The following is a 12,039-nucleotide window of genomic DNA, read 5'->3' on the forward strand; positions in this document are numbered from 1 at the left end:
CACGGTCGGTATACGGACCGTGCCCGCGTCGGTCAACCAGCGCAGGCCCGCCGCCTCGGCCCGGGCCGCGCCGGGACGTCGCCGAGCTTGACGACGACCACCCGGCCGTCGTCGAGGGTGACCTCGGCGAGCGCCCCGGAGAGCCGGCGCTCCCCGGTGACCGGGCGGCCGGTGAGCCGGGCGGCCAAGGTGCCGGGCGCCGCGTGATCGGTCACGGCAACCACCTTTCCCCTCCATGTCGCATCCCGTGTCACACGGACGTCGAACAGGATCTCGCACGGCCGGGTGTGGCACCGGTGAAATCTCCTACCCATGTCTTGACATGAGAACGCAACGCTCCGTAGCTTGGCCGATCATTTAGATCCGTGAAGTGAGTTCATGGATATGAACAGCCGGGTATCCGGCCGGAGGAACAACGGAGTGTGCCCATGGGCGTTCGCCGACGAAGTCGCCGCCTGGCCGCCATACTGACCGTCGCGGGGCTCGTGTTCGGGGCCGCGGCCTGCGGATCGGGGTCCGACAGCGCCAGGAGCGACGACCCGAACACCCTGGAGGTCTGGACCCGGAGCAATCCGGACCCGGCCGCCACGTACGAGCGGGTGTTCGCCGCCTTCACCAAGAAGACCGGGATCAAGATCGACTACCAGCCGGTCATCAACTTCGACCAGCAGCTCCAGAGCCGGGCGTCCACCAAAGACCTCCCGGACGTCATGATCAACGACACGGCGCTGATGGGCAGTTACCAGAGTCAGGGTCTGCTGAAGCCGATCGACCCCGCCACGATCGAGGGCCACGACCAGATCACCGACAAGACCTGGTCCTCCACCGTCGGCATCGACGGCAAGCACTACGGCATCCCCTACTCCCGTCAGGCCCAGACGCTGATGATCCGCACGGACTGGCTCAAGAAGCTCGGTCTTCGGGCTCCGACGACCTGGCAGGAGATGCTGAGCGTCGCGAAGGCCTTCGCCACACGCGACCCGGACGGCGACGGCAAGAACGACACCTACGGCATGGTCGTCCCGGGCAGCGCCCAGAACGGTTATGCCGCCTGGTGGGGCGCCAGCTTCCTGTGGTCCGGCGGCGCGCAGATCATCGAGCCCGACGGCGACGGCTACCGCCCCGCCATGGACTCGGCCGCCGCCGTACGCACCGTCACCTGGATGAAGGACAACCTCTTCTGCGGTGACAACGGTGTCATCCAGCCCGGCGCCATCAACGCCATCACCAGCACCGCCACCAACTTCCAGGACGGCAACGCCGGGATGTACCTCACCGGCCCCTACAACATCGCCACCTACGACACCACGCCCGGCAAGGACAAGTTCGACGTGGTCCCGTTCCCCGCGGGCCCGGCCGGGTCCACCGTGCTGGCCGACGGCGAGAACATCTACTTCGGCGCCAGGACCGGCAAGACCGAGCAGGAACAGGCCCTCGCCGCCTTCCTGATCTCCCCCGAGGGCCAGAAGCTCGCCATGACCGGCGAGAATCAGCCCGTGGTCCGCATCCCCGTCAACTCCACGCTCGACGCGGCCCAGGTACGCGACGACCCGCGCTGGAGCGTCGTACAGAAGGCGTACGAGGACGCCTCCCAGCAGTTCCCCAACGCACCCGACTTCGCCCCGATCAAGCAGGACACCGCCGACGCCCTCAACGCGGTCTTCACCTACTGCGGCAGCGATGTCCGCGCCGGCCTCAAGGAACTCAACGCCACCCTCGCCAGTGACCTCAAGGACCAGGACCTGTACACATGACCGCGACCACCATCGCGCCCGAGCGGCGCAGAGGGCTCGCCCGGCGGGTCCTCTCCAAGAAGGCCGTCCTCCCCTGGCTGTTCCTCGCCCCCGGTCTGCTGCTCGCCCTCGTCTTCAAGTTCCTGCCGATGGGCAAGGGCATATGGCTCAGCTTCTTCGACGTACGGCCGTTCCTCGGTGACCAATGGGTCGGCCTCGACAACTACACCCGGGTCCTGACCGACCACCGCTTCCAGGAGGCGGTCGGCCACACCCTCCTCCTCGGCATCGGGCAGTCCCTGGGCGCGATCGTCGTCGGCTTCCTGCTGGCGCTGCTCCTGGAGGGCCAGGCCCGGTCGCTGAAGATCATCCGTACCGCTGTCTTCCTGCCGGTCGTCACCGCGACCGCGGTGGTCGGCGAGCTGTGGCGGCTGCTGTACTACCCGACCTCCGACGGCATCATCAACGGCGCCCTCGGCTTCCTCGGCCTCGGCCCGACGCCGTTCCTCGACAACCCGGACACCGCGCTCTGGGCGACCATGGCCATGGGCATCTGGATGACCGCCCCGTACAACATGGTGATCATCCTCGCCGGACTCGCGGGCGTGGACCGGACGTTGTACGAGGCCGCCGCGATGGACGGGGTCTCGCTGTGGCAGCGGCTGCGCCATGTGACGCTGCCCGCGATCCGCCCGGCCATCGGCATCGTCCTCACCCTGGCCGCGATCCGCGGGCTGCGTGTGTTCACCGAGGTGTACGTCCTCACCGGCGGCGGCCCCGCCGGGTCCACCGAGGTGTGGATGACCCGCGCCTACACCCTCGGTTTCACCCGCAACGACATCGGCGGCGCCTCGGCGGCCTCCGTCGTGCTGCTCGCGGTGACGCTGCTGCTCACCGTCACCGTCAACTACTTCCGCAAGAGGGGAGACGTGCGATGAGCGCACCCGCCCTCGACCCCGTCCGGACGCCGTCGTCCGGCGAGGCCGTCGCTTCCTCCAGGAGATCCGGCAGGCAGGCCCGTACGACCCCCGCCCGCTTCGACACCGCGCTCGGCTGGAACGACAGGCCCGGCGTCTCCTGGGCCCTGCGCGTCCTGCTGTGCGCGACAGCCCTCGGCATCTTCGCCGCGCCCTTCCTGACGATCCTCTCGGGCGCGCTCAGCACCCACCCCAGCGGCTCGTCGCTGTCCTTCCTCCCGCACGACAGCACGCTCACGAACTTCCGGGTGGCCGGGGAGCGCGGCATCTGGGACTACTTCACCAACTCGCTCGTCATCGCGGGCGGCGGGCTGCTCCTGCAGCTCGTGGTGTGCGTGCTGGCCGCGTACGCGCTGGCCCGGCACAGATTCCGCGGCCAGGCGATCATCATGACCCTGTTCATGCTGACGATGATGCTGCCGGAGGAGGTCATCGCCATCCCGCTGTCCCTGGTCCTCGGTCATGTCCCGGTGGTCGGAGTGGATCTGAAGGGCACCGTGTGGGGCGTGATCCTGCCGCTGGGTGCCTGGGGCTTCTCGGTGATGCTGCTGACCGAGTTCATGAAGGACATCCCGAACGAGATCGAGGAGGCCGCCCGACTCGACGGTGTCGGCGAGCTGCGGATGCTCTGGCAGGTCGTCCTGCCGCTGTGCAAGCCCGCGCTCGGCGTGGCCGGCGTCCTCGGTTTCATCATGATCTGGGACCAGTACCTGCTGCCGCTGATCGCCGCCAAGGACCCGACCGACTACACGGTCACCGTGGCCCTGTCCATCCTGCGCACGGACCCCGAGGTCGGTTCGGGCGTCGTCCTCGCCGGCGCGGTCATCGCGCTGATGCCCAGTCTGATCGTCTATCTGCTCCTCCAGCGCTCGCTGGTCACCGGCATCGCGGCCGGGGCCACCAAGGGCTGACCCATCCCCCACGGTTGAGAGAGACATGAAGTTCCAAGGAGTGCTGTTCTTCCCGGTCACACCGTTCGGTTCGGACGGTTCGCTGGACGAGGAACGGCTCGCGCAGCACATCGAGGCCGGGGTCGCGGCCGGGGCCGGGGGCGTGTTCGTCGCCTGCGGCACCGGTGAGTTCCACGCGCTGACCCCGGACGAGATCGAGCGGGCCACACGGGTCGCGGTGTCGACCGTGGGCGGCCGGGTGCCGGTCCTGGCCGCCGCCGGGGGCCCGCCCCCGGTCGCCCGGGACCACGCCGCCCGCGTCGAACGCGCCGGTGCCGACGGCATCCTGCTGCTGCCACCGTATCTGGTGAGCGCGCCACAGCGGGGGCTCGTCCGGTACGTCAAGGAGGTCACGGAGGCCACCGGCCTGCCCGTCGTCTTCTACCAGCGCGGCACCGCACGGCTCACCGCCGCCACGGCCGCCGAGATCGCCGCCCTGCCCGGGGTCGTCGGGCTCAAGGACGGCATCGGCGACCTGGAACGCATGCACCGCATCGTGCGCGCGGTCCGGGCCGTGCCGGGCACGGAGGGCTTCCAGTTCTTCAACGGGCTGCCCACCGCCGAGATGACCGCCCCCGCCTACCAGGGCATCGGCGTGAGCCTGTACTCCTCCGCCGTGTTCGCCTTCGCCCCCGAGATCGCCCTCGCCTTCCACCGGGCGCTCGGGGCCGGCGACGAGGCGCTGGTCGACACGCTCCTCGACGAGTTCTACGGCCCGCTCGTCGAGCTCCGCGACGAGGTCCCCGGCTACGCCGTCTCGCTGATCAAGGCCGGGGTGACCCTCCGCGGCCTGGACGTCGGCGGCGTACGGGCCCCGCTGCTCGACCCCGCGCCGGAGCACATCGCCCGGCTGGCGAAGCTGATCGACCACGGCCTGGGGGTGGTGGGCGCATGAGCGGCACCCCGGGTACCCGGATCCGGGAGCTGATCGTCACCCCGATCGCCTTCCGTGACCCGCCGCTGCTCAACTCCAACGGTGTGCACGAGCCCCTCGCACTCCGTGTCATCCTCCAACTGGTGCTCGATGACGGCACGGTGGGCCTCGGCGAGTCCACGGGCGGCACCGTACGGCTGGAGCGGCTCGATGTCGCCGCGAAGGCGGTCGTCGGCCTGGACGTCTTCGACACCACCGCCGTCGCCGCCGCGATCGACCGTGCCCTGCTGCCGACCGTGCCCGGCTCTCACGAACGCGGCTGGACCACCTCGGCCGTCGAGGTGGCCTGTCTCGACGCGCAGGGCAAGCTGCTCGGCCGCCCGGTCAGCGATCTGCTCGGCGGCCGGGTCCGCGACTCCGTGCCCTTCGCCGCGTACCTCTTCTACAAGTGGGCCGAGCACCCCGCGCTCGACGGCCGCCCGGCGGTCGGCGACGACTGGGGCGAGGCGCTGGACCCGGCCGGGATCGTCGAGCAGGCCCGCCTGATGCAACGGCGGTACGGCTTCCGCTCGTTCAAGCTGAAGGGCGGTGTCTTCCCGCCGGACGAGGAGATCGCCGCGATCAAGGCGCTCGCGGAGGCCTTCCCCGACCAGCCCCTGCGGCTCGACCCCAACACGGCGTGGACGGTGGAGACCTCGCAGTACGTCGCCCGTGAACTGGACGGCGTACTGGAGTACTTGGAGGACCCCACCGCCACGATCCCCGGCATGGCGCAGGTGGCGAAGGAGTCTCCGCTGCCGCTGGCCACCAACATGTGCGTGGTCGCCTGGGAGCATCTGAAGCCGGCGATCGAGCGGAACGCGATCCAGGTGCTGCTCACCGACCACCACTACTGGGGCGGGCTGCGCCGCACCCGTGAACTGGCCGCCGTCTGCGAGGCGTTCGGGATCGCGCTGTCCATGCACTCCAACTCCCACCTCGGCATCAGCCTCGCCGCCATGACCCATGTCGCGGCGGCCATCCCGAACCTCGACCACTCCTGCGACACGCACTACCCGTGGAACTCGGCGGACGACGTGATCGTCCCCGGCGTACTGGAGATCCGGGACGGCGAGGTCGAGGTGCCCACCGGACCCGGGCTGGGCGTCGAGCTCGACCACGACGCGCTCGAACGGCTGCACCGGCTGTACCTGGACTCGGGGATGCGCTCCCGGGACGACACCGGGTACATGCGCCGGATCCAGCCGGGGTACGAGCTGAGGCTGCCGCGCTGGTGAACCACCGCACGTGACCACCGGTGAGCCGGTGAGGCACCGGTGAGAAGGGGCCGCCCCCGGGCGGCCCCTTCGGCGTTGTGCTCCCTCCACGCCGGGGCCCGCCCTCCGCGCCGGGGGCCGGGGCGGGCGACCGGCGCGGGCGCGCACCGTGGCCGGCCGTCTGCCTCAGCCGGCGGTTTCCGCACCTCCAGGACACGAAGGCGCCCCGTTCACGCGGTGCCCGGCGCGCCCCCGCACCTGTTTGGCTTTACCTGCGGCGCGTGCCGCCCAGCCGCACACACCGCCTCACGGTCGCCGTTCTGGCGTCCGTCGCCTCGGAATCCGCCCACGACCACGTCGTACGCGCGCCACCCGAGTTCTCCGTCGCAGCCGTCGACCCGTGTTCGCCCGCCTTCGGCGCGCGCCCGCACCTCCACGCACATCCGCTCACCCGTCGGGAGGCAATGTGACCGCCCCAGTAAGCTCCTCCGAAAGCGCACCCGAACCCACGGACCCGCAACAGCACTTCACCAGCCTCAGCACACAGGCCGCGCGTCAGCTCACGACCACCACCAAGTCCGAACCGCAGATGCAGGCCATCACCTCGCGCTGGCTGCTGAAGATGCTGCCGTGGGTGGACGTCAGGGGCGGCACCTACCGGGTCAACCGGCGGCTCCAGCTGCGCGTCGGCCGGGGCCGGGTGCAGTTCGACCAGAACGGCGCCGACGACGTCAAGGTCATCCCCGAGACCCTGACCGAACTGCCCGCGCTGCGCGGCTACACCGACGTCGCGGCCCTCCGGGAGATCTCCGCCCGCTTCCGGGTGCGGGAGGTGCGGGCCGGCACCGTCCTGTTCGACGCCGGGCAGCCGGTGACCGAGGCGTATCTCGTGGTGCACGGCCGGTTCACGCGCTACACCACCGGCAAGTACGGCGAGGAGGAGGTCCTCGGCGTCATCGCCGACGGCGACGGAATGGGCGACGAGGCGATCGGCCGGCCCGACCCGCTGTGGCTCAGCTCGGTGCGGGCCGAGACCTCGGCCGTGGTGCTGGCGCTCAACTGGGACACGCTGATGGCGTTCGTGGAGCGCACCCCGTCGCTGGCCGCCCAGTTCGAGGCGTTCGCCGCACGGCAGAACATGCCCATGAACCGCAAGGGCGAGGCCGATGTCCCACTGGAGGCCGGACACGTGGGCGAGCAGACGCTCCCCGGCGGCTTCGTCGACTACGACCTCGCGCCGCGCGAGTACGAGCTGTCCCTCACCCAGACGGTGCTGCGCGTCCACACCAGGGTCGCCGACCTCTACAACAACCCGATGAACCAGACGGAGCAGCAACTCCGCCTGACCATCGAGGAGATCCGCGAGCGCCAGGAGTGGGAGCTGGTCAACAACCGCGAGTTCGGGCTGCTGCACAACATCGACTACGGGCAGCGCATCAGCACCTTCTCCGGTCCGCCCACCCCGGACGACATGGACGAGCTGCTGTCCATGCGCCGCAAGACCCGGCTGTACCTGGCCCATCCGAAGGCGATCGCGGCGTTCTTCCGGCAGTGCAACCGGCGGGGCCTGGTGCCCGGCACGGTGAACCTCGACGGGCACGAGGTGCCGGCGTGGCGGGGTGTGCCGCTCCTTCCGTGCAGCAAGATCCCGATCAGCCCGCAGCACACCACCAGCATCATCGCGCTGCGCACCGGCGAGAAGGACCAGGGGGTCGTCGGTCTGCAGCAGACGGGCATCCCCGAGGAGTACGAGCCCTCACTGAACGTGCGGTTCATGGGCATCGACGCCACCGCGATCATGAGTTACCTGGTCACCGCCTACTACTCGATGGCGATCCTGGTGCCCGACGCCGCCGGAATCCTGGAGAACGTACAGATCGGGTGGATGCCGGAATGAGCGTGCCGTCAGCACCCGTGACGACGACCGGGCCCCGGCTGCCGGGGCCGCCGAGCCTCGTCCGGTCCGGGCACGACCGCCGCAGCGGTGTGATTCCCGGGCTGCGGTACCGGCCGGCGGTGCCCGCCGATCCGGCGAAGGTCGCGGAGGTCGACCACAGGCTGGCGGCCTGGGCGGAGCGGCTGGATCTGTTCCCCCGGGAGTGGCAGGGGCAGTTCGCACGGTTCGGGCTGGGCCGGGCGATCGTGCTCGCGCATCCGGGCGCGGTCGGCCTCGAACACCTCGCCGCCGCGGGCAAGTTGCTGCTCGCCGAGCATCTCGTCGACAACGTGTACTGCGAGGTGGACGAGGGCAAGGGCGGCTCGCCGCGCGGTCTCGGCGCCCGGCTGCTCATGGCGCAGTCGGCGCTGGACCCCCTGCACTGCACCCCCGAGACGGAGGAGCGGTGGGGGCGCGGCGTGCGGGCGGACGGGCCGCTGCGTTCGTACCACTTCGCGCTGCGGGACTACGCGACGCTCGCCACGCCCAGCCAGACCGACCGGCTCGTCCACGACCTCGCCCGGCTGCACCTGGGCTATCTCGGTGAGGCCGCCTGGTCGGAGACGCGGTATGTGCCGCAGGTGTGGGAGTACCTGGTGATGCGGCAGTACAACAACTTCCGGCCCTGTCTGACGATCGTCGACGCCGTGGACGGCTGGGAGATGCCGGAGGCCGTCTACGCCCGTCCGGAGGTGCAGCGGATCACCGCGCTCGCGGGCAACGCGGCCACCATCGTCAACGACCTGTACTCCTTCACCAAGGAGATGGCGAGCGACCCCGACCATCTGAACCTGCCGATGGTGATCGCCGCCAACGAGCGGTGCGGGCTGAAGGCCGCCTATCTGAAGGCCGTCGAGATCCACAACGGGATCATGGAGGCGTTCGAGGAGGAGTCCGCGGCCCTGTCCGCCACCTCGCCGCCGATCGGGCGCTACGCCACCGGCCTCGCCGCCTGGCTGGCCGGCAGCCATGAGTGGCACGCCACCAACACCGACCGCTACAGCCTGCCCGACTACTGGTAACGCCCGACCCGGCCGACGTCCGATCGCAGCAGAGGAGCCTTCGTTGACCATCATCGACGCCGTCACCACCACCGCCGCACCGGTGCCGACCCGGCCCCCGGCCCAGTCCTCGTACCAGTCCCGGGTCGCGGACTACTGGAACGCCGAGGAGAACCCGGTCAACCTCGAACTCGGCAGGATCGACGATCTGTACCACCATCACTACGGCATCGGCGAGGCCGACTGGTCCGTCCTCGACGACGACCCCGATACGACGCGCCGCCGGGAGCGCATCACCGCCGAACTGCACCGCCTGGAGCAGGCCCAGGCCGAACTGCTGGCCCGTCACCTCGGCCCGCTCACCCCCGCCGACCGGGTCTTCGACGCGGGCTGCGGACGCGGTGGCGGCAGTGTGGTGGCGCATCTGCGGTACGGCTGTGCCGTCGACGGGGTGACGATCTCCCGGAAGCAGGCCGACTTCGCGGGCGAGCAGGCCCGCAGGCGGGACATCGACGACCGGGTCCGCTTCCACCACCGCGACATGCTCGACACCGGTCTGCCCTCGGGGGCGTTCGCGGCGTCCTGGAACAACGAGTCCACGATGTACGTCGAATTGGACCTGCTGTTCGCCGAGCACGCCCGGCTGCTGCGCCGCGGCGGACGCCATGTGACGATCACCGGCTGCTACAACGACGGCTACGGGCGGGCCTCTCGTGAGGTGTCCCTCATCAACGCGCACTACATCTGCGGCATCCACGCGCGCTCGGAGTACTTCCGGGCTATGGCCCGCAACCGCCTCGTACCCGTTCATGTGCAGGACCTGACCGCCGCCGCGCTGCCCTACTGGGAGCTGCGCAAGCAGGCCGACCACCTCGTCACGGGGATCGAGGACACCTTCATCACCGCCTACGAGAACGGCAGCTTCCAGTATCTGCTGATCGTGGCCGACCGCGTCTGAGCCACCGGCCGCCGTGCCCGGAACCCCCGCAGAGGTGTTCCGGGCACGGACGGTCGGAGTTCATCGACTGCCGTCGGACGGTGATTCAGTTGTCCAGGGCGTCGGACATCATGACTTCTTGAGCTTGTACGCCTTCTTCACCGTCACCTCGAAGGTCGAGGCCCGGTCGGCCCCCTTGACCCGCAGGCTGACGTAACCGTGGCCGTTGCGGTCGATGTGCGCGGCGGGCAGGGTCTCGACCGCCGGGTGCGGGACGAGGGCGCGGTTCTTCGTCACCGGCACCCGTTGCCAGGTGGTACCGCCGTCGAACGACGCTTCGACGGTCAGCTCGCGCAGCCTGCCGCGCGCCTGGTCGCCGGTCCGCTGGACGGTGAAGGGGACGGCGACCGTACGGTCGTCCTCCGCCCGCGACCACTCGTCGACCGGCGGCCTGAACCGCACGCTGGTCAGGGGCAGCGCGGCCGTCTCCCCCTCAGCGGTCGGACCGGAGCGGAAGGTCCACACGCCCTCGACCTCGGTGCTCACGTTGTTCCACTGGCCGCGGTCGGCGTGGGCCCTGAGGGTGTACGTGCCGGTGTCGGCCGGGACCTTCCACGCGGCGAGCGCGTGGTTGCGCGGGAACTCCTCCGCGCCGTCCCGGCTCTTGACGAGCTGCTTCCCGTCCCGGCTGAGGGTGTAGTCGTACGTGGCGTAGAAGGCGTCGCTCGTGAACAGGTGCCGTCCGTCGGAGTCGCCGCCCATCGGCAGGTCGACGGTGACGGTGTCGCCGCCACGGGTCAGCTGGCGGCCGTCGGCGGCGAGGGCGGGGGCGCCCACGGGATGGTTCCAGTACTCGGTACCGCTGCCGGGCCGGAAGACCCGGGGCTCGGTGTACAGCGCGCGGTGCGGCAGCGCGTCCACGGCGTCGGCGTTCTGCCAGGACCAGCGCAGTTCCTGGGCCCAGGCGACGTCCTTGGAGTCGGTGTAGTACTCCGTGCGCGTTCCCGGCCGCTCTGGGTGGTGACGAGCAGAACAGCCGCCAGCGCGCTGCCCGTCCATGCCGAATGACGATGTCTTGTCACGCGAACTCCGCTCAAGTGGGGGGTGTTGAAGGAGGTGCGGGTGCGAACAAAGCAACGAGCGTGAAGATATCGAAAAGATGATCGCCTTCCAAGGCCCCAACTCCCTTGCCCCACGCAGGAATCAGAGGATCACGCACCCTGTCTTGACGTGTGAATGACAACGATGGCATGTTGCCATGGGAGCGCTCCCATCTCGCCTGGGGAAGGGAACATCATGCGCGGCAGCCATCACGCACGCTTACGGATCATCCCGCTTCTCGGCCTTCTGGCCGCTCTGCTGATGCCCGGCGCGGTGGCGCTCGCGCCGCCCGCCGCCGCCGCGCCCAAGGCCGATACGGCAGCAGCCCCCGTGCGCATCATGCCGTTGGGCGACTCGATCACCGGCTCGCCCGGCTGCTGGCGGGCGGTGCTGTGGAACCGGCTGCGGAGTGCCGGTTACACGGACATCGACTTCGTCGGCACCCTCGGCCCACAGGGCTGCGGGCAGCCGCACGACGGCGACAACGAGGGCCACGGCGGCGAGTTGGTGACCAATGTGGCCGACCAGAACCTGCTGCCCGGCCGGCTGGCCGCGACGCTGCCGGACGTCGTCGTCATGCACTTCGGTACGAACGACGTGTGGAGCGCCATCGCCCCCGACCGCATCCTCGCCGCCTACACCGAACTCGTGGGGCAGATGCGGGCGTCCAACCCCGACATGCGCGTCCTCGTCGCGCAGCTCATCCCGATGAACCCCGAGAGCTGTACGGCCTGTGCGCAGCGCGTGGTCGACTTCAACGCGCGGATTCCCGACTGGGCCCGGGCGACGAGCACGAGCCGGTCGCCGGTGACCATGGTCGATCAGTGGACGGGGTTCAGTACGGCCACCGACACATACGACGGTGTGCATCCGAACGCCGCCGGGGACGACAAGATCGCCGCGCGCTGGTATCCGGCGCTGGCAGCGGTGCTGGACGCGGGGGTACCACAGGATCCGGAGGACCCTGGTGACCCCGGCGACCCGGGTGAGGGGGAGCCCTCGTGCGCGGCGGTCTTCCGGGCCGTCAACGTCTGGCAGGGCGGTTACCAGGGCGAGGTGACGGTGACCAATACCTCCGCCGCCCCGGTCGCGGGCTGGACCGTGACCGTCGTACCGGCCGACGGGGCCCGGCTCACCCAGGTCTGGAACGGCACGCCGGGTACGGCGGCCGACGGCACGGCCACCGTGACCAACGCGAGCTGGAACGGTGCCCTGGCGCCCGGCGGGAGCGCCACGTTCGGGTTCATCGCCTCCACGTCGACGATGGGGACGCC

Annotated in this window: 10 protein-coding genes and 1 pseudogene; 9 read left to right on the top strand and 2 right to left on the bottom strand. The window is 70.2% G+C overall.

Translation table 11 applies throughout. The features are described 5' to 3' along the window. Positions 1–215, bottom strand: a pseudogene (locus STRIP9103_RS29795) (fructosamine kinase family protein); the annotation flags it as partial. A gap of 213 nt (positions 216–428) precedes the next feature. Between STRIP9103_RS29795 and STRIP9103_RS29800 the strand changes: the two are divergent. The 8 genes from STRIP9103_RS29800 to STRIP9103_RS29835 all read left to right on the top strand — a co-directional run bounded on the left by STRIP9103_RS29800 (position 429) and on the right by STRIP9103_RS29835 (position 9,685). Then, positions 429–1,754 carry a sugar ABC transporter substrate-binding protein gene (locus STRIP9103_RS29800; protein ID WP_048821233.1) on the top strand — a complete coding sequence of 442 codons (1,326 nt, stop codon included), beginning with the start codon at positions 429–431 and terminating at the stop codon, positions 1,752–1,754. Next, a complete protein-coding gene (locus STRIP9103_RS29805; RefSeq protein ID WP_009326610.1) occupies positions 1,751–2,671 on the top strand; it encodes a carbohydrate ABC transporter permease in 921 nt (306 codons plus the stop codon). The genes STRIP9103_RS29800 and STRIP9103_RS29805 overlap by 4 nt, the downstream gene beginning before the upstream one ends. After that, complete coding sequence (locus STRIP9103_RS29810; protein ID WP_009326613.1) at positions 2,668–3,621, top strand: carbohydrate ABC transporter permease; 954 nt, start codon at positions 2,668–2,670, stop codon at positions 3,619–3,621. The genes STRIP9103_RS29805 and STRIP9103_RS29810 overlap by 4 nt, the downstream gene beginning before the upstream one ends. 25 nt (positions 3,622–3,646) lie before the next feature. Further along, entirely contained in the window at positions 3,647–4,555 is a 909-nt protein-coding gene (locus STRIP9103_RS29815; protein ID WP_009326609.1) for a 5-dehydro-4-deoxyglucarate dehydratase, read from the top strand. After that, positions 4,552–5,811, top strand: coding sequence for a glucarate dehydratase family protein (locus tag STRIP9103_RS29820; RefSeq protein WP_009326608.1), 1,260 nt, complete (start codon positions 4,552–4,554; stop codon positions 5,809–5,811). The genes STRIP9103_RS29815 and STRIP9103_RS29820 overlap by 4 nt, the downstream gene beginning before the upstream one ends. A 445-nt stretch (positions 5,812–6,256) precedes the next feature. Then, a complete protein-coding gene (locus STRIP9103_RS29825; protein ID WP_009326604.1) occupies positions 6,257–7,687 on the top strand; it encodes a family 2B encapsulin nanocompartment shell protein in 1,431 nt (476 codons plus the stop codon). Next, the gene (locus STRIP9103_RS29830; RefSeq protein WP_048821234.1) at positions 7,684–8,748 is read left to right on the top strand and encodes a family 2 encapsulin nanocompartment cargo protein terpene cyclase; all 1,065 of its coding nucleotides are present in this window, start codon (positions 7,684–7,686) and stop codon (positions 8,746–8,748) included. The genes STRIP9103_RS29825 and STRIP9103_RS29830 overlap by 4 nt, the downstream gene beginning before the upstream one ends. A gap of 43 nt (positions 8,749–8,791) precedes the next feature. Beyond that, complete coding sequence (locus tag STRIP9103_RS29835; protein WP_009326603.1) at positions 8,792–9,685, top strand: geranyl diphosphate 2-C-methyltransferase; 894 nt, start codon at positions 8,792–8,794, stop codon at positions 9,683–9,685. 108 nt (positions 9,686–9,793) lie between these two features. Here the strand turns inward: STRIP9103_RS29835 and STRIP9103_RS29840 are convergent, their stop codons facing one another. Next, the gene (locus tag STRIP9103_RS29840; protein WP_048821235.1) at positions 9,794–10,723 is read right to left on the bottom strand and encodes a hypothetical protein; all 930 of its coding nucleotides are present in this window, start codon (positions 10,721–10,723) and stop codon (positions 9,794–9,796) included. 237 nt (positions 10,724–10,960) lie between these two features. Here STRIP9103_RS29840 and STRIP9103_RS29845 point away from each other — a divergent pair. Next, positions 10,961–12,039: GDSL-type esterase/lipase family protein (locus tag STRIP9103_RS29845; RefSeq protein ID WP_048821236.1), on the top strand; the 1,079-nt coding region annotated here is incomplete at its 3' end.

This window comes from Streptomyces ipomoeae 91-03, assembly GCF_000317595.1.
Lineage (GTDB): Bacteria > Actinomycetota > Actinomycetes > Streptomycetales > Streptomycetaceae > Streptomyces > Streptomyces ipomoeae.